The following is a 22513-nucleotide window of genomic DNA, read 5'->3' as shown; positions in this document are numbered from 1 at the left end:
CTCAGGGATTACCAACGAAAACGCAGCCCGTTGAAAGGTTTCGGGGCGGCCGCCTGGGTTGCCCCTGGCACGGCGGGATCAACGGCGGGCGCAGGCGCAGCAGGTTCAGCGGGCAGCTCCTGCAGCTTGGCCAGGCCCAGTTGGGCACGCAACTGGTCGCTGTTGCCGGTCACCTGGTAGGTCAGGGTACCGCCATCCACCTGTTTCAGGCGTGCACCATAAGGCTCAAGCACCCGACCCAGTTCGGCATAACGTGCCAGGTTCATGCCCTGGACCTGCAACTGCATCTCGCTGCTGGCGCCGGGACGTGCGACAAATTTAGGCGCCAGGCGACTGCTGACCGCGAGCATCACTGCATCGGCCAACGCGGCCTGATCAGCACCTTCGGCCTTGCCCTGTTCGCGCAGCTCGCCCATCCACAAGTGCCAGATACCCTGCCATTTGCCGTCCGCTTCGCTGGCATGCACCGCCAGCAAGGCATCAGCGCCATAGCGCTCGGACGCACCGCGCAACGGCGCCGGGTCGGTGCCTTCGAGGTTTTTCGCCGTGGCCACCAGCTGCTCATCCAGGTCGGCAAGCGGCAAGCGCAGCGGCAAGCCACGGTGTTGCGCCGCACGGCGCAGCGGCTCGGCGCTGCTCTGGCCATCGCCCACCAGGCTCGAACCCTCGGCGCTGTCATTCAACCACCAGCCAAGGATCGACGGGCGATTGTTGCCCCACAGCGCCAGCCCAGCCTGGCGCAGGGTGCGTTCGGTACTGCCGGGATCAAAATCCACCAGCACGGTCTCAGGCGGGCCTGCCTCGAAGCCGAATTGACTGATGATCTGTTGCGGATCTTTGCGCAGCGCCGCCAGGGCCGGGCTCTGCGCCGCCTTGGGGTCACCGGTCAGGCGCAGCACCAGGGTATCCAGGGCTTTGCCGGTGGCCTGGGCACGGGCCTCGGCGCCCTGGCCGTCGACCGCTTCACGCACCTGATAGAGACCCGAGACGGTTTCGGCCTGCGCCGACAGCGCCAGCATGGCAAGACAGCCAGCGGCCAGGTAATTACGCAATCGCATGGAGGATTCCTGTCCTGGTAATAAAGAAGCAATGCTCATGAGCAAGTGCCGGTAAGACCGCAGCACCCTGCAAAACATTCGGTCAGTGCCGTCAATTTTGTCTTGTCGCCTTTGCTATACCTTATACAGCCTGCGCCAAGGCAACCAGCAAGACGCCGTTAAAGCATATTTTTTAACGGATCTGGGCCCTGCCCGTCGGCCTGAGGATGGCCGCTTAGGGGCAACCCTGATAAAATCGCGCGCCTTCGCAGACCGGCGACGGTCAGGCAGCTGGAATTCCCCCCGCATTGCCTGGCAGGTCACGGTCGATTCCCCCGAATCCCTCCCCCTAAAGGCCTGGATCATGAGCAAGCAACCCTCCCTGAGCTACAAGGACGCCGGTGTAGACATCGACGCCGGTGAAGCATTGGTCGAACGCATCAAAGGCGTCGCCAAGCGCACGGCGCGCCCGGAAGTCATGGGCGGCCTGGGCGGTTTTGGCGCCCTCTGCGAAATCCCGGCCGGCTACAAACAGCCGGTTCTGGTCTCCGGTACCGACGGCGTCGGCACCAAGCTGCGTCTGGCGCTGAACCTGAACAAGCACGACAGCATCGGCCAGGACCTGGTCGCCATGTGCGTTAACGACCTGGTCGTGTGCGGCGCCGAGCCGTTGTTCTTCCTCGACTACTACGCCACCGGCAAGCTCAACGTTGATGTGGCCGCTACCGTGGTCACCGGCATCGGCGCTGGCTGCGAACTGGCTGGCTGCTCCCTGGTTGGCGGTGAAACCGCTGAAATGCCTGGCATGTACGAAGGCGAAGACTACGACCTGGCCGGCTTCTGCGTTGGCGTGGTGGAAAAAGCCGAAATCATCGACGGTTCCAAGGTTGCCACCGGCGACGCGCTGATTGCCCTGCCGTCTTCCGGCCCGCACTCCAACGGCTACTCGCTGATCCGCAAGATCATCGAAGTGTCCGGTGCCGATATCGAGAACACCCAGCTCGACGGCACTCCGCTGACCGAACTGCTGATGGCGCCGACCCGTATCTACGTCAAGCCGCTGCTCAAGCTGATCAAGGACACCGGCGCCGTCAAGGCCATGGCCCACATCACCGGTGGCGGCCTGCTCGACAACATCCCGCGCGTCCTGCCAAAAGGCGCCCAGGCCGTGGTTGACGTTGCCAGCTGGAACCGTCCTGCCGTGTTCGACTGGCTGCAACAGCAAGGCAACGTCGACGAGCACGAAATGCACCGCGTACTGAACTGCGGCGTCGGCATGGTCATCTGCGTGGCCCAGGACCAGGTCGAAACCGCCCTGAACAACCTGCGCGCTTCGGGCGAACAGCCATGGGTCATCGGCCAGATCGGCGTTGCCGCCGAAGGCGCTGCCCAGGTCGAGCTGAAGAACGTCAAGGCGCACTGATGCCGAGCACGTCGTGTGATGTCGTGGTGCTGCTGTCTGGCACCGGCAGCAACCTGCAAGCCTTGATCGACAGTTTCCGCACCGGCGACAGCCCGGTGCGGATCCGCGCGGTCATCTCCAACCGCGCCGACGCCTATGGCCTGCAGCGCGCCCGTGATGCCGGTATCGACACGGCAGTACTCGACCACAAAGCCTTCGAGGGCCGCGAGGCCTTCGATGCCGCACTGGTCGAGCTGATCGACGGCTTCCAGCCACACCTGGTAGTGCTGGCCGGTTTCATGCGCATCCTCAGCGCAGGGTTCGTGCGTCACTATCAAGGCCGCCTGTTGAACATCCATCCTTCGCTGCTGCCCAAATACAAGGGTCTGCACACCCATCAGCGCGCACTCGAGGCGGGTGACACGGAGCACGGTTGCAGCGTGCACTTCGTCACCGAGGAACTCGACGGCGGGCCGCTGGTCGTACAGGCAGTAATACCGGTAGAGTTGGATGACACGCCAGAACGTCTGGCGCAACGGGTTCACAGCCAGGAACACCAGATTTACCCGCTGGCGGTGCGCTGGTTCGCCGAAGGCCGTTTGCGCCTCGGTGAGCACGGTGCTGTACTGGATGGCCAGCCTCTGGCGGCCAGCGGCCACTTGATTCGACCCTAGGAGAAATTATGCGTCGCGCCCTGCTCTTTGCACTTGCCGTGCTCGCACTGCCGCTTCAGGCAGCGGATCTCAAGCCTTTCTCGGCCAGCTACACCGCCGACTGGAAGCAGCTGCCCATGAGCGGCACCGCCGAGCGCAGCCTGGAAAAGAACGCCAACGGTACCTGGAGCCTGAACTTCAAGGCATCGATGATGATTGCCAGCCTGACCGAGCAAAGTACCCTGCGCCTGGACAAGGACACGCTGCTGCCGCAAACCTACCACTTCGAACGTGGCGGGTTGGGCAAGGCCAAGAAGGTTGACCTGGATTTCGACTGGAGCAGCAAGCAGATCACCGGTACCGACCGCGGTGACGCGATCAAGCTGCCGCTCAACCGTGGCGTGCTGGACAAGTCCACCTACCAGCTGGCTCTGCAACACGATGTGGCCGCCGGCAAAAAGAGCGTGAGCTACCAGGTGGTTGATGGCGACGAAATCGATACCTATGACTTCCGCGTCCTGGGTACCGAAAAAGTTACCACCAAGACCGGCCAGGTCGATGCCATCAAGGTCGAGCGCGTACGCGACCCGAGCCAGAGCAAGCGCATCACCGAACTGTGGTTCGCCAAAGACTGGGACTACCTGCTGGTGCAACTGCGCCAGGTCGAAACCGACGGCAAGGAGTATGTGATCGTACTCCAGGACGGTACGGTTGATGGCAAGGCAGTGTCCGGCAAGTAATTGACTGACTGACTGCTGGTTACACCCGAAACCCCGCCTTGTGCGGGGTTTCTTTTTTTGTAGGCGCCGATTTCAAGCCAGCATGAAAGATGTTTCATGGCGCGAACATTTACTTAGCCAGCTATCAAACCCTATAAAAGAGACCTGCGACACGGTGCCGCAGTTAACTGAAAGTGGAGTTTGCAGATGACTGTCAAAGTAACTGAGCGCGACGAAAACAAAATGTCTTACGAAAGCCTTGCCGCTGGTTTGCGCATCTGGGATGTGCACCAGCAGGACGAACTGGTGGGCATGTTCCACAACGAGCATGAAGCCCACAGCTACCGCATCGAATTGGAATTCCTCGAAACCAGACAGCAACAGCAATAGCCCACTGCAGAAAAAACAAACCCCGCCGTGGCGGGGTTTGTCGTGATTACCACATCAGATCGTCAGGGATCACATACGCGGCGTACGGATCATCGGCATCCGGCTCTTCCACCTGGGTATTGAGCAGCACGATACGCTTGGGATCACGCTCCTGGATCTTCAGCGCCGCTTCACGCGGGATCACTTCGTAACCACCACCATGGGCGACGATGGCCAGCGAGCCGCTGCTGAGCTTGCTGCGCATCAGGGCGTTGACTGACAGGCGCTTGACCTTCTTGTCGTCGACGAAGTTGTAGTAGTCCTCGGTGGTCAGCTTGGGCAGGCGCGACACTTCGATCAACTGCTTGACCTGGGCGGCACGGGCCTTTTGCTCGGCCTTCTCCTGCTGCTGACGATTGAGCTCCTGATCGCGCTTGGCCTTTTCGGCCATGGCTTCACGCGCCAGGCGCTGCTGCGAATCGTCAACTTCCACCTGACCTTTGTGTTCCAGGCGCTTTTGCTTCTTCTGTTCTTTACTGACCTGCTTGACCTGTTTCTGGTTGACCAGACCGGCCTTGAGCAATTGGTCGCGAAGGGAAAGGCTCATCGTTCACTCACTTATGTGCTTCTGCTCAGCCGCAACTGGGCAGGTTCTTTTCCTGACGTTTGGCTTCGCCCCAGAGTGCGTCCATGTCTTCAAGGGTGCAATCTTCAATCGGACGACCCATATCGCGCAATGCCTGCTCGATAAAACGGAAACGTCGTTCAAATTTCTGGTTGGCGCCGCGCAATGCATTTTCCGGATCGACTTTCAGATGCCGGGCCAGGTTGACCGTGGCAAACAGCAGGTCGCCGACCTCTTCAGCCAGCGCGGCATTGTCATTATCGGCCATGGCCTGCAGCACTTCGTCGAGCTCTTCACGCACCTTGTCGAGTACCGGCAAGGCATCCGGCCAGTCGAACCCGACCTTGGCCGTGCGCTTTTGCAGCTTGGCGGCCCGGGACAGCGCGGGCAAGGCGGCCGGTACATCATCGAGCAACGAGAGCTGTTCGGGTACGCCCTTCTCGGCCCGCTCCTGGGCTTTGATTTCCTCCCAGCGCTGCTTGACCTGGGCCTCATCGAGCTTTGGCGTGTCCAGCGGTGCATACAGCTCACCGGTAGGAAACACATGCGGATGGCGACGGATCAGCTTGCGGGTAATGCTGTCGACTACCCCGGCAAACTCGAAACGCCCTTCTTCACGGGCCAGCTGGCTGTAGTAGACCACCTGGAACAGCAAGTCGCCCAACTCGCCCTGCAAGTGCTCGAAATCGCTGCGCTCGATGGCGTCGGCCACTTCGTAGGCTTCTTCGAGGGTATAGGGAATGATTGTCGCGTAAGTCTGCTTGAGGTCCCACGGACAGCCGTACTGCGGGTCGCGCAGGCGGGCCATGAGGTGGAGCAGGTCATCCAGGGTATACATCGTGTGATCTCTGTTCAGGCAGGCCCGGCCTCATCGCCGGCAACGCCAGTTCCCACGGAACTGGTGTTACCGGCGATGAGAACATCAAGGCGTACGGTTTCGCCGCGTCTCGATGATGTTCGGCAACTGCGATATCCGTCCCAGCAAGCGACCCAGGGCATCCAGGCCTGGAATCTCGATGGTCAGGGACATCAGCGCGGTGTTGTCTTCCTTGTTCGAGCGGGTGTTGACCGCCAGCACGTTGATCCGCTCGTTGAGCAGCACTTGCGAAACATCACGCAGCAAGCCCGGGCGGTCGTACGCACGAATGATGATATCCACCGGGTAGGTCTGTACCGGCACCGGCCCCCAGCTGACCTGGATGATCCGCTCCGGCTCGCGCCCGGCCAGTTGCAGCACCGAAGCGCAGTCCTGGCGGTGAATGGTCACGCCGCGCCCCACGGTGATGTAACCGACAATCGCATCGCCCGGCAGCGGCTGGCAGCAGCCGGCCATTTGCGTGAGCAGGTTGCCGACACCCTGGATCTGGATATCGCCACGCTTGCCCGGCTTGTAACCGGTAGCTTTGCGCGGGACCAGCTCGACGTGGTCGCTGCGCTCCGGCTCCACCAGTTGCTGGGCTGCATTGACCAGGTGAGCCAAACGCAGATCGCCGGCACCCAGGGAGGCGAACATGTCTTCGGCAGCCTTGAGATTGGCCTTCTCAGCCAGGCGCTCAAAGTCCACCTGCGGCAGGCCCAGGCGGTTGAGCTCGCGCTCGAGCAGCGTCTTGCCGGCGGCAACGTTCTGATCACGCGCCTGCAGCTTGAACCAGTGAACGATCTTGGCGCGTGCCCGCGACGTGGTCACGTAGCCCAGGTTCGAGTTCAGCCAGTCGCGGCTGGGATTGCCGTGCTTGCTGGTGATGATCTCGACTTGTTCGCCGGTCTGCAGGCTGTAGTTGAGCGGCACGATTCGCCCGTTGATCTTCGCGCCCCGGCAGTTGTGGCCGATCTCGGTGTGTACCCGATAGGCAAAGTCCAGCGGCGTGGCGCCTTTGGGCAGGTCGATGGCATGCCCGTCCGGGGTGAACACATACACCCGGTCCGGCTCGATATCCACGCGCAGCTGCTCGGCCAGGCCGCCGATGTCACCCAACTCTTCATGCCACTCCAGCACCTGCCGCAGCCAGGAGATTTTCTCCTCGTAGTGGTTGGAGCCGGATTTGACGTCGGTGCCCTTGTAGCGCCAGTGCGCACACACCCCCAGCTCGGCCTCTTCGTGCATGGCGTGAGTGCGGATCTGCACCTCGAGCACCTTGCCCTCAGGGCCGATCACCGCCGTGTGCAGCGAGCGGTAACCGTTTTCCTTGGGGTTGGCGATGTAGTCGTCGAATTCTTTCGGAATGTGCCGCCACAGCGTGTGCACGATACCCAGCGCGGTGTAGCAGTCGCGCATTTCCGGCACCAGCACACGCACCGCGCGCACATCGTAGATCTGGCTGAATTCCAGGCCTTTGCGCTGCATTTTGCGCCAGATCGAATAAATGTGTTTGGCCCGGCCACTGATGTCGGCCTTGACCCCGGTGGCCAGCAACTCATTCTGCAGCTGGTTCATCACATCGCTGATGAAGCGCTCACGGTCCAGGCGTCGCTCATGCAACAGTTTGGCGATCTGCTTGTACTGGTCCGGCTCCAGGTAGCGGAAAGACAAGTCTTCCAGCTCCCATTTGATGTGACCGATCCCCAGGCGGTGGGCCAGGGGCGCGTAGATGTCGAACACTTCGCGGGCGACGCGGTGGCGCTTCTCGTCATCAGCGCCTTTGACTGCACGGATGGCGCAGGTTCGCTCGGCCAGTTTGATCAGCGCCACACGGACGTCATCAACCATGGCCACGAGCATTTTGCGCAAGTTCTCGACCTGCGCCTGGGAACCCAGTACCAGCGACTGACGCGGGCTGAGGCTGGCGCTGATGGCGGCCATGCGCAGCACGCCGTCGATCAGTTTCGACACTACCGGGCCAAAGCGCTGGCCCACTTCGGCCAGGGTTACCTTGCCTTCGCGTACGGCGCGGTAGATAACCGCGGCAACCAGTGAGTCCTGGTCCAGCTTGAGGTCAGCGAGGATTTCGGCGATTTCCAGGCCGGCCTGAAAACTCGAGGTACCGTCGGCCCAGGAATGCTTGGCCGGGTTACCTTTTTTCTCGATTTCCTGGGCGAACTCGCAAGCCTCCTTGAGCGCCTCACGGTCCAGCGCCAGATCGACGCTCACCACATGATCCAGCCATGCTTCGAGATTGATACTGCCGTCTGTGTTGACCGGCTGGTGCACTCTCACCTGTACCATCTTTGTCTACCTTTCCCTACAGCGCATTCGCGATGCGCTTGAAATCACTGGTGCTGCCCCTGCCGGACCCAAGGTGCAGCGCCCAACGCGCCAGCTTCGCTAGCCCGCTTCGAATAACGCCATGGCTTCGACATGCGCCGTTTGAGGAAACATGTCGAGAATCCCGGCACATTTTAACCGGTAACCCTGCCTGACCAGCTCAACCGTGTCGCGGGCCAGCGTTGCCGGATTGCACGATACATACACCAGACGTTTCGCACCAAGGTCTGCGATTTTTCGCACAACCTCGATAGCGCCGTCGCGTGGTGGATCCAAGAGTACCGCAGAAAAGCCTCCAACGGCCCAGCCGGAGGTGGACAATGGCTGCGATAAATCGGCCTGAAAAAACTGCACATTATGCAAATTGTTGCTTTGCGCATTGGCCGCTGCGCGCTCGACCATGGCCTGCACGCCTTCGACCGCAACCACCTCGCGCGCCTGCCTCGCCAGCGGCAGGGCGAAGTTGCCCAAGCCACAGAACAAATCCAGCACCCGCTCATCGGCTTGCGGCGCCAGCCACGCCAGCGCCTGCTCGATCATCGCCGTATTGACCTCGGCGTTGACCTGGACAAAGTCGCCCGGCCGATAGGCCAGCTCAAGGTTCCAGGGCGCCAGGGTAAATCCGAGAGTCTGACCTGCATCCACGGGCGCAGGTTCACCTTCGCCTTGTAACCAGAGTTGTGCACCTGCCTCGGTGCAAAACGCCTGCAGGCGCGCCAGGTCGTCCTCGGCCAACGGGCCGGTATGACGCACCAGCAACGCCAGCGCCGTGCCGCTGAACAGCTCGACATGGCCAACCACCTGCGGCTTGCTCAGGCTCTGCAAAAGCATCGGCAGGTGACGCATGATTGACTGCAAGGGTTGTACCAGCACGGGGCATTCGTCGATGGCGACAATGTCCTGGCTGGCTTCGGCGCGAAAACCGACTTCCAGCTTTTTCGCCTTGGCATCCCAGCGCACTGCCACCCGCGCACGGCGCCGGTAGCCAAACTCGGGCCCGCTCAACGGGCTGACCCAACGCTCTGGCACCACACCTGCGACCCGCTGCAGTTGCTCGGCCAGCAAGCGTTGCTTGAGGGCCAATTGATCGGCATGAGGCAGATGCTGCAGGTTGCAGCCGCCGCAGCGGTCGAAGTGCTTGCACGGCGCCTGACGACGCTGTTCGCTGGCGCTGAACACACGCTCCAGGCGCGCTTCCACAACCTTGCCGTGGGTGTTGAGCACCCGCGCTTCGACCTCTTCTTCGGCCAGCGCACCGCTGACAAACCAGGTGCGCCCGTCCAGAAAAGCAATGCCACGGCCATCCCCGGCCAGGCGCTCGATACGCAGGCGTTGCTTTTTGCCTGTGGGAATCTGCGGCGTGCGGCTACCGCCGCTGGGCTGGAAGCGCAGGCCGCTGTTACGTTTACTTTTGGACATCAGTTCGCCGCGTCGAAAATACCGGTCGACAGGTAACGGTCGCCACGGTCACAAATGATTGCCACGATCACAGCGTTTTCCAGCTCGCGGGACAAACGCAGCATCGCCGCGACTGCACCACCGGAGGACACACCGCAGAAAATGCCCTCTTCCCGGGCCAGTCGGCGAGTGGTTTCTTCCGCTTCGCTTTGGGCCATGTCGACCACGCGATCAACCCGGTCCGACTGGTAGATTTTTGGCAGGTACTCTTCAGGCCAGCGACGGATGCCCGGAATCGCCGAGCCTTCCATAGGCTGCAGACCGACGATCTGCACCGCCGGGTTCTGCTCCTTGAGATAACGCGAGCAGCCCATGATGGTGCCCGTGGTGCCCATGGAGCTGACGAAATGGGTAATGGTGCCCTGGGTCTGGCGCCAGATCTCGGGGCCGGTGCTGACATAGTGGGCTTCGGGGTTGTCACCGTTGCCGAACTGGTCGAGGACCAGGCCACGGCCTTCGGCCTGCAGACTGTCGGCCAGGTCGCGGGCGCCTTCCATGCCTTCTTCCTTGCTGACCAGGATCAGCTCGGCGCCGTAGGCGGTCATTGCCGCCTTGCGCTCAGCACTGGAATTGTCAGGCATGATCAGGATCATCTTGTAACCCTTGATCGCCGCTGCCATGGCCAAGGCGATCCCGGTGTTGCCCGAGGTCGCTTCGATCAGGGTGTCGCCCGGCTTGATCTGCCCGCGCAACTCCGCCCGGGTGATCATCGACAACGCCGGCCGGTCTTTGACCGAACCCGCCGGGTTGTTGCCTTCAAGTTTGAGCAGGAGCGTATTGCTGGTTTCGCCGCCAATGCGCTGCAGGCGGACCAGAGGCGTGTTGCCGACGCAATCGGCGATGGTTGGGTACTGCAAGGTCATGGCGTAATTCGCAATCCAGACTGCGGGGGCGACTATCATACCGGCAAACGGGATTTGCCCATATCACGCAATGTGTTGGAGTTATAGCTACAGGCTATAAGCAGCAAGCGACACAGCCACATTCAGCTCATCCCTCGCTTGCCACCGGCAACTGCATGTTCAGGCGCAAACCCTGGCCGGTGTTTTGCGCCCAGAGGCGGCCGCCCTGGCGGGCGATGGCATTGCGGGCAATGCTCAGGCCAAGCCCGAAACCGCCGTCACCAGGACGCGAGCCATCCAGGCGGGTAAACGGTGCGAAAATTCGCTCGAGCTCAGCCTCGTCGACCCCACCGCCCTGATCCTCCAGCCACAACAGCCAGTAGTTACCTTGACGGCGACCGTCCAGGCGAATCATGCCGTTGGCCGGCGAGTGACGAATGGCGTTGCGCAGGATGTTTTCCAGCGCCTGGGCCAGGCTGTTGAGGTTGCCCTGGATCCAGCAGGACGCGTCCAGTGCACACTGCAATTGCGTCGACGGCCAGGTGCTTTCGAAGCAGGCATCTTCGGCCAGCATCTCCCACAGCGCCTGAACCTGGATCGGCTCATTGCTCATGGGCGCGCGCTCGGTGTCCAGCCAGGCCAGCTGCAAAGCGTCCTCCACCAGGCGTTGCATGCAGTCGACCTCACGCCCCAGGCGTTCGCGCAACTGTTCAACATCGGTGTGTCCTTCACTGGCGACGCGCAGGCGGCTCAGCGGAGTGCGCAATTCATGCGACAAGTCCCGCAACAGTTGCTGCTGCAAGGCGACGGTGCCTTGCAGCCGCTCAGCCATGTCGTCGAACGCGCGCCCCAACTCCCCCAACTCATCCTGGCGGCTGGTGGTGCTGCTGGCCACACGCGCCGACAGCTGATCCGCGCGCCAGGCATTGGCCTGCTCGCGCAACTGGATCAAGGGCATGATCAACATGCGGTACAGCCCCACGCACAACAACAAGGTGAACAGACCGGGAATGATGCCGTTGGTCATGAACTGCCAGAACAAGCGGTACTGTCCCGGCATCAGGCGCTCCGGCAACTCGATGACCAACAGCCCTTGCTCAGGGTGTTCGACAAACGGCACGCGCATCCACGGCAAGCCAATCACCCGGCGGCTGACAGGCCAGTCAATCCCGCGCAGAAAGGTGATCTTGCGTGCCTGCTCAGGTGTCAGGTGGGTGCTGCTGAGCGACTGCAAATCCGGTCCCAGCACATTGATCCAGACCTGTTCCTTATTGGCCATCTCGGCCAGCCAGGCATCGACCCCGGCCGCCCCGCCCCGCGCCCAGGCCTGCTCGGCTTCGGCGGCATACTCGGTCAAGGTCGTGCGGGCTTCATCCGAGAGAAAGGCGTTCTGGGTTTCCATGTGCCGACCCCAGCTCATGCTGAGGCCGATCATCAACAGGCAGAAGCCCACCAACAAAATGGCCAGCTTCCAGAACAACGAGTGGCGGTTAGGCAATGTCAGTTGACCTCGGCGGCACTGAGCACGTAGCCCTTGCCCCACACCGTGCGCACTTCGCGCTCCTGGTAGCCGATGGCCTTGAGCTTGCGCCGGATCTGGCTGACATGCATGTCCAGGCTGCGGTCATGGCGGGCATAGCCACGCTGCAGGACCTGCTGATAGAGGAAGGCCTTGCTCAGCACTTCTTCATGGCTGCGGTGCAAAATGTCGAGCAGACGGTACTCGCTCAGGGTCAATCCCGCCCAGCGCTGGTCACAGCAGACGTCATTGACCTGCTCATCGAACTGCAACGCCCCGGCCTGCGCCGGCGCGGGCTCCTGACGTCGGCGCTCCAACGCCACCCGGCGCAGGATCGCCTCGATACGCACCTGCAGTTCGGCCATGCTGAAAGGCTTGGGCAGGTAGTCGTCGGCGCCGCGCTTGAAACCGCTGATACGGTCTGCCTCGGCCCCCAAAGCCGACATCATGATCACTGGCGTCGAGCTGCTTTCACGGAATTTGGCCAGCACATCCAGGCCACTCAAACCTGGCAGCAGAATGTCCATCAGCACCACATCAAACTGCGAATCACGGGCAACGTCGAGGCCTTCGCGACCGTTCTTGCACCAGGTCACGTTGAAGCCACCGCGCTGCAGCGCGTCATGCAGGTGAGCCCCCAGAACGGGGTCGTCCTCGATGGCCAGAATGTTGGAGTCGCGAATAGATACAGGATTCATTGGCGGGTGCTAGCAATTCTCAGTTACGCGATTATTGAGTAATTGCCCGGAGCAGGCAACCCGCAACTGCTCGCCGGTCGCAGGCCACGCCGGTTGTCTGCTTCAAAATTAGATACAAATGAGTGCATTGCGCGGGAAGGCGCGGTACTTTTCCGATTTGGTCCGTCAGCTAGCTCCGAGGACGGCCTACAGACTTGCCAGGCACAGGAGATTGGCGTGCTGAATCGTTTGGGAATCCGCAGCCGCGTGTTGCTGCTGGCCTTGCTGCCTGCCGGATTGATGGCAGTGGTCTTGGGCAGCTATTTCACCTGGCTGCAGCAAAACGAGCTGCAGGCTCAACTGGTGCAACGCGGCAAGATGATCGCCGAGAACCTGGCGCCCCTGGCCGCACCGGCCCTGGTCCGACTCGACCCCGCGCAGCTGGAGCGTATCGCAGCACAAGCCCTTGAACAGGCGGATGTGCGTGCCGTGGCCTTTCTCGGCCCAGACCGCAATCGCCTGGCCCATGCCGGGCCGAGCATGCTCAACCAGGCACCGGCCGGTGGTGGCACAGAATTGCTGCAACGCACCGGCAGCGATGCCACCCGCTACCTGTTGCCAGTGTTTGGCCACCACCGCGACCTGGCCGGTGAACGCATCCCGGGCGAAGTCGATCGCCTGCTGGGCTGGGTAGAGATCGAGCTGTCCCACGACGGTACTTTGCTACGCGGTTACCGCAGCCTGTTCACCAGCCTGCTGCTGATTTTTTTCGGGCTGGTGGCCACCGCACTCCTGGCCATGCGCATGAGCCGCACGATCAATGGCCCGATCGGCCAGATCACCCACGCCGTGACTCAGCTCAAGGATGGCAATCTGGAGGAACGCCTGCCGGTCATGGGCAGCCATGAACTGGACGAGCTGGCCGCTGGCATCAACCGCATGGCCGAAACCCTGCACAACGCCCATGAGGAATTGCAGCACAGCATCGATCAGGCGACCGAAGATGTACGCCAGAACCTGGAGACCATCGAGATCCAGAACATCGAGCTGGACATGGCGCGCAAGGAAGCCCTCGAGGCCAGCCGTATCAAGTCCGAGTTCCTTGCCAACATGAGCCACGAGATCCGCACGCCGCTCAATGGCATCCTTGGCTTTACCCACTTGCTGCAAAAAAGCGAACTGACACCGCGCCAGCTCGACTACCTGGGCACCATTGAAAAATCCGCCAGCAGCCTGCTCGGGATCATCAACGAAATCCTCGACTTCTCCAAGATCGAGGCTGGCAAGCTGGTACTCGACAGCATTCCGTTCAATTTGCGCGACCTGATTCAGGACACCCTGACCATTCTCGCCCCCGCCGCCCATGCCAAGCAGCTGGAGCTGGTTAGCCTGGTGTACCGCGACACACCGCTGTCACTGGTCGGCGACCCGCTGCGCATGAAGCAGATCCTCACAAACCTGGTGAGCAATGCCATCAAGTTCACCCGTGAAGGCACCATTGTCACCCGGGCCATGCTTGAGGAAGAACACGAAGACAGCGTGCAACTGCGTATCAGTGTCCAGGACACCGGCATCGGCCTGTCCAGCCAGGATGTCCGCGCGCTGTTCCAGGCCTTCAGCCAGGCCGACAACTCGCTGTCGCGCCAGCCCGGCGGTACCGGACTGGGCCTGGTGATTTCCAAGCGCCTGATCGAGCAGATGGGCGGCGAGATCGGCGTCGACAGTACGCCCGGCGAAGGTTCGCAGTTCTGGGTCAGCCTGCGCCTGCCCAAGGCCCGCGACGACGTCGAGGAGCCGCCGTTGCAAGCCCTGCAGGGACGTCGGGTGGCGATCGTCGACGCTCATGAACTGGCCCGCCAGGCGCTGGAGCATCAGCTGGAAGATTGCGGCCTGCGTATCAGCACGTTCAATTCAATCGACCCGCTGCTGCATGCCGTCGCGGCCGCGCGGATGGCGGGCGAGCCGATTACCCTGGCAGTCATGGGCGTCAACCTCGATAGCGTATCGCCGGAGCGACTGGGCCATTATGTCCAGCAACTGGAACGCCTGGACTGCCAGGCCCTGGTGCTGTGCCCGACCACCGAGCAAGCGCTCTACCACACTTATCTGCCCAATCCACACAGCCAGTTGCAGGCCAAACCGACCTGCACGCGCAAGTTGCGCCGGGCCTTGCTGGAGCTGGTCCAGCCACGGCGCAGTGTCAGCGAAGCCAAAGCCGCCAGTGACCAGCCCCTGCCCAAGGTGCTCTGCGTCGACGACAACCCGGCCAATCTGCTGCTGGTGCAAACCCTGCTCGAAGACCTGGGGGCCGAAGTGCTGGCAGTCGACAGCGGTTTTGCCGCCGTTCAGGCGGTTCAGGATGAACGCTTTGACCTGGTGCTGATGGACGTGCAGATGCCGGGCATGGACGGCCGCGAGTGCACCGAGCAGATACGCCGGTGGGAGAGCAGCCAGAGTGGCGCGCCGCTGCCCATCGTTGCCCTGACCGCCCACGCCATGGCTAACGAAAAACGTGCGCTGCTGCACAGCGGCATGGACGACTACCTGACCAAACCGATCAGCGAGCGTCAGCTGGCCCAGGTGGTACTCAAGTGGACGGGGCTCAACCTGAACGCCCCGCACAGCGAGCGGTTGCACGAACGCATCGCCGACAGCAATGAACTCAAAGTCCTCGACCCGGAAGAAGGCTTGCGACTGGCGGCAGGGAAACCCGACTTGGCGGCGGACATGCTGGCCATGCTACTGGCGTCCCTGGAAGCCGACCGCGAGGCAATTCGCAGCGCCCGCGAGGCAGCGGATCGCAACGGCATGATCGAGCGCGTGCATCGCCTGAACGGCGCTTCACGTTACTGTGGCGTACCGCAGTTGCGGGCCGCCTGCCAACGCAGCGAAACCTTGCTCAAACAGAACGACCCCGAAGCGCCGCGCGCCCTCGACGAACTGGACAAGGCCATCACCCGCCTCACGGCCCAGGCGCGCTTGAGCGCCTGACCCAGGGCAAGATGAAGGACAGGCCGCGCGGTTAGACTCACTCGCAACCGACTCAGGAAGATCCCATGCGCGTACTGTTTTTCAGCAGCCAGACCTACGACCAGGACAGCTTTACCCAGGCACTGTCGCCCCACAGCCTGGAACTGCACTTCCAGCCGGCGCGCTTGACCGAAGACACTGCGGCACTCGCCCGCGGCCACGAAGTGGTCTGTGCCTTCATCAACGATGACCTCAGCGCGCCAGTGCTCGAGCGCCTGGCAGCTGGCGGCACACGCCTGATCGCCTTGCGTTCGGCGGGCTACAACCATGTCGACCTGGCAGCGGCGAAGCAGCTTAACCTTGCCGTGGTGCGGGTGCCGGCCTACTCGCCGCATGCCGTGGCGGAGCACGCTGTGGCGTTGATCCTGGCCCTTAACCGCCGCCTGCACCGGGCGTACAACCGTACCCGCGAAGGTAATTTCAGCCTGCATGGGCTGACCGGCTTTGACCTGCACGGCAAAACCGTCGGCGTGGTCGGTACCGGCCAGATCGGCGCGGCCTTCGCCCGTATTATGGCGGGGTTCGGTTGCCAGCTGCTGGCGTACGACCCCTACCCCAACCCCGAACTGCTCGCTCTGGGTGCCCGTTATCTGGAACTGCCGGAGTTGCTGCGCGAGGCCCAGATCATCAGCCTGCACTGCCCCCTGACCGAACACACACGCCACCTGATCAATCCCCAGAGCCTGGCGCAACTGCAGCCTGGCGCGATGCTGATCAACACCGGCCGCGGCGCCCTGATCGACACGCCTGCGTTGATCGAGGCGCTGAAAGACGGGCAACTGGGCTACCTGGGCCTGGATGTCTACGAAGAGGAAGCCCAGCTGTTTTTCGAGGACCGCTCCGACCTGCCGCTACAGGACGACGTGCTGGCCCGCCTGCTGACTTTTCCCAACGTCATCGTCACCGCCCACCAGGCCTTCCTCACCCGGGAAGCGCTGGCGGCCATTGCTGAAACGACACTCGATAACATTACCCGCTGGGCGGCAGGCAATCCGCAAAACTTGGTGGAGGGTTGATGCTAGGATACGCGGCAGATTTGGAGGACCCATGGTCGAACACGATTTCCGCTACACCCTGTTTAACCCGCAGCACACCCTGATCGAATGCCGCGCCCTGGTGCCGGGCCGCTACCAAGTGACCGGCAATGGTGGCTCGATCCAGAAGAACGACGTTTTGCTCGTCACCCTCAAGGGCAGCAAAGACTTGTCGATGCGCCTCACCGTTGAAACCGTGCGCCACCTGATCAACCCGAGCGGTCAGTGGGTTGCGGTAGCCAGCGGACCGGTGTTCGGCGAGCTGGCGATTCATACCTGGGAGGTCAACTGCGACAGCTGCCAGACCAACCTGAGCTTCGAGTTTGCGGTGGATGCCAAGCTGGGCAAGAAAGCCCTGCAGCCGGCCGCCACGGCGCGCATCGCCGAACTCGGCTGGAGCAGCCGCGGCGACAAGCACCTGTGCCCGAACTGCAAGGAGACGGCCCAGTGAAAACGCTTTTGCTCTCAGCCCTGATCGGCACGGCCCTGCTGGGCTGCGCCGCCGAGCCGATGAAGCTGGAGCAGGAGCGCAGCTACCTGCTGGAGTGGATCGGTGAGCGCCCGTTGATGGACTACAGCCACCTGACCCTGACCCTGGCGGCTGATGGCCGGGCCTACGGCAACGGCGGATGCAACCACTGGTTCGCGCCCTACCAGCTCGACGGTGACAAGCTCACCTTCGGCAAGGTCGGCAGCACCCGCAAGCTGTGTGCACCCGCGTTGATGGAACAGGAAAAGCGCTTCCTCCAGGCCTTGGAGACCGTACAGCGCTGGGATGTTTCGCCCATCGAGCAGGTTCGCTTCTGGCCAGCCGAAGGCAAGCCGCTGCGGTTCTGGCCTGAAGAAGGCTGAAGCAGGCGTGCAGGAGCGGATTTATCCGCGAAGCTTTGAAGGGGCCGCGTAGCGGCCCTTCGCGGATAAATTCGCTCCTACAGAGTGCCTTTGAGCGCTGCCAACTTTTGATTCAAACCCTCAAGCGTCTGCTCGCCCATCAACTGCTCACGCACCTTGCCTTTGTCGTCGATGATGTAGGTCACCGGCAAGGCCTCGCTGCGCGGCAGCTGGTAACGCTCGGCGGGGTCGCTGGCCAGTACGGTGAAGCCGATGCCCAGCGCCTCGCTGGCCTTTTTCAGCTCCTCACCCTGCAAACCGTCGAAGTTCACCCCGACGACCTTGATACCCTGCGCCTGCCATTGTTTGGCAGCGGCATTGAGCTCGGGAATTTCGGTCCGGCAAGGGCCACACCATTCAGCCCAGTAGTTGAGCACCAGCCAGTGCCCGTCGATTTGCTCGGCTTTCACCGCCTGGCCGTTCTGGTCCAGGCCGTAGTCTGCACCGCAGCCGCCGAGCAACAGGCTCGCGGTGATGGCCAGTGCTGCTGCCAAACGCCTTGTCATGGGTCAATCCTTCTCTAAGATTCAAGCAAAATGCAAAGTCGCTACGGTTAGAATAGCCGCCACACCCTGCTGGATGCGACCCGAACATGACTGACCTGACCCTCTATCACAACCCTCGCTGCTCCAAATCCCGTGGCGCCCTGGAATTGCTCGAGGCCCGCGGCCTGGCACCGACCATTGTCCGTTATCTGGAAACCCCGCCAAGCGCGGCCGAACTCACGGCGCTGCTGGGCAAGCTGGGCATCGGTGCGCGCCAGCTGCTGCGCAGCGGTGAAGACGAATACAAGACCCTGAACCTGGCCGACCCGGCCCTGACGGATGCGCAACTGATCGACGCCATGGTCCAGCATCCCAAGCTGATCGAACGACCGATCCTGATTGCCGGTGACAAGGCCGTGATCGGCCGGCCACCGGAGAAGGTCCTGGAGATCCTGCCGTGAGTACACCCTACATCCTGATCCTGTTTTACAGCCGACACGGTTCGACCAGCGAGATGGCCAGGCAAATCGCCCGTGGCGTGGAGATGGCCGGCCTGGAAGCGCGGATCCGTACCGTGCCGGCAATTTCCACCGAATGTGAAGCCGTCGCTCCGGACATTCCGGACACTGGCGCGCTGTACGCCACCCTCGACGACCTGCGCCAGTGCTCGGGCCTGGCCCTGGGCAGTCCAACCCGCTTCGGCAATATGGCCGCGCCGTTGAAGTATTTCATCGATGGCACCAGCAGCCTGTGGCTCAGTGGCGGCCTGGTCGGCAAGCCGGCAGCCGCCTTCACCTCCACCGCCAGCCTGCACGGCGGTCAGGAGTCGACCCTGCTGTCGATGCTGCTGCCGTTGATGCACCACGGCATGCTGATCATGGGCCTGCCCTACAGCGAGTCGGCCCTGCTGGAAACCCGTGGCGGCGGTACGCCGTACGGCGCCAGCCACCACGCCGGGGCGGACGGAAAACGCGACCTGGACGCCGATGAAATCGCCTTGTGCCGCGCCCTTGGGCAACGCCTGGCCACCACCGCCAAACTGCTGGAGAACGGCCGTGGCTAAAAAACCCAAGGTGCTGCCTACGCTTGAATGGTTAACCCCGCGCCTGCGCCTGAGCCGTGCCTTGAGCCTGGCGAGTTTCTTTGGCCTGGTCGCCTTGTTGACGGTCAACAACCTGGTGTTCGCCAACCTGCATGGCGCCCGCACAGGTGTGATTCTCGCCATCGAACTGGTGCCGCTGGCTTTGCTGCTGCCAGGAATGCTGCTGGGCAACGCCCGCGCCCATGCCTGGACCTGCTTCGTGGTCAACCTGTACTTCATCAAAGGTGTACTGGCCGCATTCGACCCGGCACGTGCGTTGTTCGGGTACCTGGAAGTGGCGATCAGCCTGGCGCTGTTCGTCAGCGCCTTGCTGTATGTGCGCTGGCGCTTTCAGTACGACCGGCGCCTGGCCGGAGAAGGTTCGAACTGATCGCAAGGCAAGCCCGTTGCGGGCTTGCCTTCGAACAGCTGCGGTCCTGATTACTGCTGGGTGAGCAAGCGGACAACATAGCCATTGAAACGCTCCGGAATCTGCGTCTGCCCATGGACCAGCATCCGGCCCTGCGTATCCAGCGTGCATCCCGCCAGCATGGTGATCCTTCGCAACGCGAATGTTTGAGTAGCGAACGCGTCGAGCGAGCCATCGCTGTTGAAGCATCCAACCACTCCTGGCAAGTTGCCAACACCCACTCTCAGTTCTCCGGCGGCGATGATCTTGCTGCCCTCGGTACCAGGTGAAACGGCAAGAACATGGTCCCAGCGAATGTTGTGCCCCTCATGTTTCACGCCAGTACGCTCGAAGCATTCGTCGAGCGAGCCGTCAGTCTGGCGCAGCGCAACCAGCAGACCGGCCCCGTCTTCGCGTGCGCCACAGCCAATGATTCGCTGATCGTCAGGTAGCACCAGAATATTCTTCAGGGTATGGAGCCCCGGAAAGTCGGCAATGCCTGCGGCACCAAAAGCCTGGTCATATTCACCTTGTCGGGTGAGTCGAACGACAAAGGCATCGCGGAACCTGAAATCAGGCGTTTGCATGCAGGCCCCCACCCAAATGGATTGGCTGTCCGCATGAAGGGCGAGGCCGTAAACAGTGCCCTCACCTTGACGCTCCAGGTACTTGTATCCGCAACCATTGAAGGCAGCGACAAAATTCGCCTCCCAGTCGAACATCATCACTACCAGGTCATGGCCGTAGTAATTTCCGAAAACGATGAATGAGTCGCCGATGGGTTTTATTTGCCATGATTGCTGCGGTGTCGCCGCTCCTGCATCGGACAATTGCATTGCAGTTCCGTGATCTGCCTGAAAGATTGGCGTGGATTCAAGGCTTGGCTGTTCTATGACGAAGTGCCCTTGGTTGGCAAATGTCGTGTCCAATGTGCCGTCCGGGTTGAAACGCGCGAGCGCTGGCTTTCTCGGGGACAAACCGGTAAAGGTCAGGCCAAGGACCATGAACTTGCCATCGTCAGGCCTCTGAATGATGTGATAACCGATGGACTGATTACCGTCCTGAAAAGTGCCGGTGGTTTTCCCGTCACCGCCGAACCGACGATCCAGCTGACCGTCGGTGGTCAGACGAAAGATGGCATAGTGCGTCTCAAGGGAGCTATCACTGACATAGGCACTGCCGACGCACACCCGCCCCATGCAGTCCAATACCGAGGTTGTGACCCCGGCAAACTCGGGGAACACGTCTTGCCGGTAATCAGGATCAATCAGACCGCTGCCCTGCCTGATGCTGTTTGCTTTTGCCATGAGTGTTGTCCTGTCGCTATCAATCGGGACTTAAAGAATCCGAGTAATCGATAGCGCCCCACAACTGGCAAAGTTGATAGGTCGCGGGGTCAATCTCAATGATTGACCGTGTGTGCCAGCATCACCGACAGCTGGCACAGCGGCCGGCCACTCTCGGCATGCCACTGATTGAAGGCCGCCTGCACAAGGGCCAGGTCGCGCTGGCTGGTCGGAGGCTTGTCGATGATATCCTGGGCAATCAGGGCAGCGCTCATGTCATCGGAAGGGATGAAGGTGTCTTTGCCGATCATGCGCAAAAAGCGTGGCGCCGATAACCCGCCCAGTTGATTGCCATGCTTGGCCAGGTACTTCCACAGGCCGACGATATCGGTCACTGGCCAGTCGGCGATGAGGTTGGCGAAGCTGCCGTGGCTGTGCTCGGCATCGAGGATCATCTGCGCATTGCGCGGCACGCTCTTGAGCTTGCCCAGGTGGCGGATGATCCGCGTGTCCTGCATCAACCGCTCCAGATGCTCGGCGCCCATCAGCACGACCTTGTTCGGGTCAAAGCCAAAGAACACCTGCTCGAACGCCGGCCACTTGGCATCCACGAGACTGTGCTTGAGCCCTGCACGAAACACCCGCAGGGCCAAGGTCGACAGGTAGCGGTCGGCGCTGATGGCGCGCAGCTGCGCGGCGGACTTGGGCTGCGGCAGGTACGCCTCCAGGGCCGCTTCGGAGCCGAAGCGGTTCAGGCAGTACTCATGCAGCCATTGATAATCACGCATGCCGGTCAGATGTTCAGCACATCGAGAAACCGCGGCGTCGCTGTTTCGTCAATCTTGAGGTTGACGAAGTCGAACAGGTTGCGGTCAGCCAACTGCGACGGCACCACGTTCTGCAGGCCACGGAAGATGCTCTCGGTACGACCCGGGGTCTTGCGCTCCCACTCCACCAGCATGTCCTTGACCACCTGGCGCTGCAGGTTTTCCTGGGAGCCACACAGGTTGCACGGAATGATCGGGAATTCCTTCATGTCCGAGTAGGCCTGGATGTCTTTCTCGCTGCAGTAGGCCAGCGGGCGGATCACCACGTTGCGGCCGTCATCGGCGCGCAGCTTCGGCGGCATGGCCTTGAGCGTGCCGTTGAAGAACATGTTGAGGAAGAATGTCTCGACGATGTCGTCGCGGTGATGCCCCAGGGCCATCTTGGTCGCGCCAATCTCGTCGGCAAAGGTGTACAGGGTGCCGCGACGCAGGCGCGAGCACAGCGAGCAGGTGGTTTTGCCTTCCGGCACCAGCTCCTTGACCACCGAGTAGGTGTCTTTTTCGACGATGTGGTACTCGACGCCCAGGGCCTTCAGGTAGGCCGGCAGTACGTGCTCGGGGAAACCGGGCTGCTTCTGGTCCATGTTCACCGCGACGATCTCGAACTTGATCGGCGCCACTTTCTGCAGGTGCAGCAGAACATCGAGCATGGTGTAGCTGTCTTTGCCGCCCGACAGGCAGACCATGACCTTGTCGCCCTCTTCGATCATGTTGAAGTCGGTGATGGCTTCGCCGGCGAGACGACGCAGGCGTTTTTGCAGTTTGTTCTGGTTGACCGAAAGGGTGCCCATAGCGCTTGAAATCCGCGAGGTGTGACAAAAGCGGCATATTTTACGCACAAACCGCGAGCAGGCGTAGGCCAATCCGATAAAGACTGCAAGGTGATTAAGGGGCACGCTGACAGCGCGATTTGCTCTAAAAAGTCGACTTTAAGCGGTTAACTCCTTCCTATACTGCGACATAAGGC

At 61.7% G+C, this 22513-nt stretch carries 23 protein-coding genes; 11 read left to right on the top strand and 12 right to left on the bottom strand.

Annotated features, from left to right (window positions below; genetic code table 11):
• Window positions 1–8: 8 nt before the first annotated feature.
• On the bottom strand, window positions 9–1058 hold the full coding sequence (locus DM813_RS15165) for a DUF2066 domain-containing protein (RefSeq protein ID WP_128324213.1): 1050 nt from the start codon (window positions 1056–1058) through the stop codon (window positions 9–11).
• Between the two features lie 343 nt (window positions 1059–1401).
• Between DM813_RS15165 and purM the strand changes: the two genes are divergently transcribed.
• From purM to DM813_RS15145, 4 genes are all read left to right on the top strand, one after another.
• A complete protein-coding gene (gene purM, locus DM813_RS15160) occupies window positions 1402–2460 on the top strand; it encodes a phosphoribosylformylglycinamidine cyclo-ligase (protein ID WP_128324212.1) in 1059 nt (352 codons plus the stop codon).
• On the top strand, window positions 2460–3113 hold the full coding sequence (gene purN, locus DM813_RS15155) for a phosphoribosylglycinamide formyltransferase (protein WP_128324211.1): 654 nt from the start codon (window positions 2460–2462) through the stop codon (window positions 3111–3113). Before purM ends, purN begins: the two co-directional genes overlap by 1 nt.
• 8 nt (window positions 3114–3121) lie before the next feature.
• Window positions 3122–3832, top strand: coding sequence for a DUF3108 domain-containing protein (locus DM813_RS15150; protein WP_128324210.1), 711 nt, complete (start codon window positions 3122–3124; stop codon window positions 3830–3832).
• Window positions 3833–4018: 186 nt separating this feature from the next.
• Window positions 4019–4201, top strand: a complete 183-nt coding sequence (locus DM813_RS15145; RefSeq protein ID WP_128324209.1) for a hypothetical protein — start codon at window positions 4019–4021, stop codon at window positions 4199–4201.
• 46 nt (window positions 4202–4247) lie between these two features.
• On the opposite strand, the gene DM813_RS15140 is transcribed toward DM813_RS15145, so the two are convergent.
• The 7 genes from DM813_RS15140 to DM813_RS15110 form a co-directional block, all read right to left on the bottom strand.
• Window positions 4248–4787, bottom strand: a complete 540-nt coding sequence (locus DM813_RS15140) for a DUF2058 domain-containing protein (RefSeq protein ID WP_128324208.1) — start codon at window positions 4785–4787, stop codon at window positions 4248–4250.
• Window positions 4788–4812: 25 nt separating this feature from the next.
• Window positions 4813–5643 carry a nucleoside triphosphate pyrophosphohydrolase gene (gene mazG / locus DM813_RS15135; protein WP_128324207.1) on the bottom strand — a complete coding sequence of 277 codons (831 nt, stop codon included), beginning with the start codon at window positions 5641–5643 and terminating at the stop codon, window positions 4813–4815.
• Between the two features lie 84 nt (window positions 5644–5727).
• Window positions 5728–7968 carry a GTP diphosphokinase gene (gene relA, locus DM813_RS15130; protein ID WP_128324206.1) on the bottom strand — a complete coding sequence of 747 codons (2241 nt, stop codon included), beginning with the start codon at window positions 7966–7968 and terminating at the stop codon, window positions 5728–5730.
• Between the two features lie 99 nt (window positions 7969–8067).
• The gene (gene rlmD, locus DM813_RS15125; RefSeq protein WP_128324205.1) at window positions 8068–9426 is read right to left on the bottom strand and encodes a 23S rRNA (uracil(1939)-C(5))-methyltransferase RlmD; all 1359 of its coding nucleotides are present in this window, start codon (window positions 9424–9426) and stop codon (window positions 8068–8070) included.
• Complete coding sequence (gene cysM / locus DM813_RS15120; protein WP_128324204.1) at window positions 9426–10328, bottom strand: cysteine synthase CysM; 903 nt, start codon at window positions 10326–10328, stop codon at window positions 9426–9428. The genes rlmD and cysM overlap by 1 nt, the downstream gene beginning before the upstream one ends.
• A 127-nt stretch (window positions 10329–10455) precedes the next feature.
• Window positions 10456–11805, bottom strand: coding sequence for a sensor histidine kinase (locus tag DM813_RS15115; RefSeq protein ID WP_128324203.1), 1350 nt, complete (start codon window positions 11803–11805; stop codon window positions 10456–10458).
• Window positions 11806–11807: 2 nt separating this feature from the next.
• Window positions 11808–12524 (bottom strand): response regulator transcription factor, encoded by a 717-nt coding sequence (locus DM813_RS15110; RefSeq protein WP_128324202.1) that lies wholly within the window; start codon window positions 12522–12524, stop codon window positions 11808–11810.
• A gap of 216 nt (window positions 12525–12740) precedes the next feature.
• On the opposite strand from DM813_RS15110, the gene DM813_RS15105 reads away from it, so the two are divergent.
• From DM813_RS15105 to DM813_RS15090, 4 genes are all read left to right on the top strand, one after another.
• On the top strand, window positions 12741–15494 hold the full coding sequence (locus tag DM813_RS15105) for a response regulator (RefSeq protein ID WP_128324201.1): 2754 nt from the start codon (window positions 12741–12743) through the stop codon (window positions 15492–15494).
• Window positions 15495–15559: 65 nt separating this feature from the next.
• A complete protein-coding gene (locus tag DM813_RS15100; RefSeq protein WP_128324200.1) occupies window positions 15560–16549 on the top strand; it encodes a 2-hydroxyacid dehydrogenase in 990 nt (329 codons plus the stop codon).
• Between the two features lie 31 nt (window positions 16550–16580).
• The gene (locus DM813_RS15095) at window positions 16581–17018 is read left to right on the top strand and encodes a hypothetical protein (RefSeq protein ID WP_128324199.1); all 438 of its coding nucleotides are present in this window, start codon (window positions 16581–16583) and stop codon (window positions 17016–17018) included.
• A complete protein-coding gene (locus tag DM813_RS15090) occupies window positions 17015–17419 on the top strand; it encodes an META domain-containing protein (RefSeq protein WP_128324198.1) in 405 nt (134 codons plus the stop codon). Before DM813_RS15095 ends, DM813_RS15090 begins: the two co-directional genes overlap by 4 nt.
• Window positions 17420–17496: 77 nt before the next feature.
• Here DM813_RS15090 and DM813_RS15085 read toward each other — a convergent pair whose 3' ends face one another.
• Window positions 17497–17964 (bottom strand): TlpA disulfide reductase family protein, encoded by a 468-nt coding sequence (locus tag DM813_RS15085; RefSeq protein WP_128324197.1) that lies wholly within the window; start codon window positions 17962–17964, stop codon window positions 17497–17499.
• Window positions 17965–18050: 86 nt separating this feature from the next.
• Here DM813_RS15085 and arsC point away from each other — a divergent pair, with 86 nt between their 5' ends.
• The 3 genes from arsC to DM813_RS15070 are packed head-to-tail and all read left to right on the top strand — an operon-like array spanning window position 18051 to window position 19415.
• Window positions 18051–18404 carry an arsenate reductase (glutaredoxin) gene (gene arsC / locus DM813_RS15080; RefSeq protein WP_128324196.1) on the top strand — a complete coding sequence of 118 codons (354 nt, stop codon included), beginning with the start codon at window positions 18051–18053 and terminating at the stop codon, window positions 18402–18404.
• A complete protein-coding gene (gene wrbA / locus DM813_RS15075; RefSeq protein WP_128324195.1) occupies window positions 18401–19006 on the top strand; it encodes an NAD(P)H:quinone oxidoreductase in 606 nt (201 codons plus the stop codon). The genes arsC and wrbA overlap by 4 nt, the downstream gene beginning before the upstream one ends.
• Window positions 18999–19415 (top strand): DUF2069 domain-containing protein, encoded by a 417-nt coding sequence (locus tag DM813_RS15070; RefSeq protein ID WP_128324194.1) that lies wholly within the window; start codon window positions 18999–19001, stop codon window positions 19413–19415. Before wrbA ends, DM813_RS15070 begins: the two co-directional genes overlap by 8 nt.
• A 50-nt stretch (window positions 19416–19465) precedes the next feature.
• Here DM813_RS15070 and DM813_RS15065 read toward each other — a convergent pair whose 3' ends face one another.
• The 3 genes from DM813_RS15065 to ttcA all read right to left on the bottom strand — a co-directional run bounded on the left by DM813_RS15065 (window position 19466) and on the right by ttcA (window position 22337).
• Window positions 19466–20740, bottom strand: coding sequence for a hypothetical protein (locus DM813_RS15065; protein WP_128324193.1), 1275 nt, complete (start codon window positions 20738–20740; stop codon window positions 19466–19468).
• A 95-nt stretch (window positions 20741–20835) separates the two neighbouring features.
• Window positions 20836–21507 carry a DNA-3-methyladenine glycosylase I gene (locus DM813_RS15060; protein WP_128324192.1) on the bottom strand — a complete coding sequence of 224 codons (672 nt, stop codon included), beginning with the start codon at window positions 21505–21507 and terminating at the stop codon, window positions 20836–20838.
• A 5-nt stretch (window positions 21508–21512) separates the two neighbouring features.
• On the bottom strand, window positions 21513–22337 hold the full coding sequence (gene ttcA, locus DM813_RS15055; RefSeq protein ID WP_128324191.1) for a tRNA 2-thiocytidine(32) synthetase TtcA: 825 nt from the start codon (window positions 22335–22337) through the stop codon (window positions 21513–21515).
• Between the last annotated feature and the right edge of the window lie 176 nt (window positions 22338–22513).

The organism is Pseudomonas alkylphenolica, assembly GCF_004025535.1.
Taxonomy (GTDB): domain Bacteria; phylum Pseudomonadota; class Gammaproteobacteria; order Pseudomonadales; family Pseudomonadaceae; genus Aquipseudomonas; species Aquipseudomonas alkylphenolica_A.
This window is presented reverse-complemented; position numbering and strand designations above follow the sequence as displayed.

What these genes read in the sequence shown, in the direction of transcription:
- DM813_RS15095 (WP_128324199.1), top strand. Translation starts at nt 16,581, where the DNA reads ATGGTCGAACACGATTTCCGCTACACCCTGTTTAACCCGCAGCACACC.
- DM813_RS15100 (WP_128324200.1), top strand. Translation starts at nt 15,560, where the DNA reads ATGCGCGTACTGTTTTTCAGCAGCCAGACCTACGACCAGGACAGCTTT.
- relA (WP_128324206.1), bottom strand. Translation starts at nt 7,968, where the DNA reads ATGGTACAGGTGAGAGTGCACCAGCCGGTCAACACAGACGGCAGTATC.
- DM813_RS15150 (WP_128324210.1), top strand. Translation starts at nt 3,122, where the DNA reads ATGCGTCGCGCCCTGCTCTTTGCACTTGCCGTGCTCGCACTGCCGCTT.
- DM813_RS15165 (WP_128324213.1), bottom strand. Translation starts at nt 1,058, where the DNA reads ATGCGATTGCGTAATTACCTGGCCGCTGGCTGTCTTGCCATGCTGGCG.
- arsC (WP_128324196.1), top strand. Translation starts at nt 18,051, where the DNA reads ATGACTGACCTGACCCTCTATCACAACCCTCGCTGCTCCAAATCCCGT.
- DM813_RS15065 (WP_128324193.1), bottom strand. Translation starts at nt 20,740, where the DNA reads ATGGCAAAAGCAAACAGCATCAGGCAGGGCAGCGGTCTGATTGATCCT.
- DM813_RS15060 (WP_128324192.1), bottom strand. Translation starts at nt 21,507, where the DNA reads ATGCGTGATTATCAATGGCTGCATGAGTACTGCCTGAACCGCTTCGGC.
- purN (WP_128324211.1), top strand. Translation starts at nt 2,460, where the DNA reads ATGCCGAGCACGTCGTGTGATGTCGTGGTGCTGCTGTCTGGCACCGGC.
- ttcA (WP_128324191.1), bottom strand. Translation starts at nt 22,337, where the DNA reads ATGGGCACCCTTTCGGTCAACCAGAACAAACTGCAAAAACGCCTGCGT.
- purM (WP_128324212.1), top strand. Translation starts at nt 1,402, where the DNA reads ATGAGCAAGCAACCCTCCCTGAGCTACAAGGACGCCGGTGTAGACATC.
- mazG (WP_128324207.1), bottom strand. Translation starts at nt 5,643, where the DNA reads ATGTATACCCTGGATGACCTGCTCCACCTCATGGCCCGCCTGCGCGAC.
- rlmD (WP_128324205.1), bottom strand. Translation starts at nt 9,426, where the DNA reads ATGTCCAAAAGTAAACGTAACAGCGGCCTGCGCTTCCAGCCCAGCGGC.
- DM813_RS15140 (WP_128324208.1), bottom strand. Translation starts at nt 4,787, where the DNA reads ATGAGCCTTTCCCTTCGCGACCAATTGCTCAAGGCCGGTCTGGTCAAC.
- DM813_RS15110 (WP_128324202.1), bottom strand. Translation starts at nt 12,524, where the DNA reads ATGAATCCTGTATCTATTCGCGACTCCAACATTCTGGCCATCGAGGAC.
- cysM (WP_128324204.1), bottom strand. Translation starts at nt 10,328, where the DNA reads ATGACCTTGCAGTACCCAACCATCGCCGATTGCGTCGGCAACACGCCT.
- DM813_RS15085 (WP_128324197.1), bottom strand. Translation starts at nt 17,964, where the DNA reads ATGACAAGGCGTTTGGCAGCAGCACTGGCCATCACCGCGAGCCTGTTG.
- DM813_RS15145 (WP_128324209.1), top strand. Translation starts at nt 4,019, where the DNA reads ATGACTGTCAAAGTAACTGAGCGCGACGAAAACAAAATGTCTTACGAA.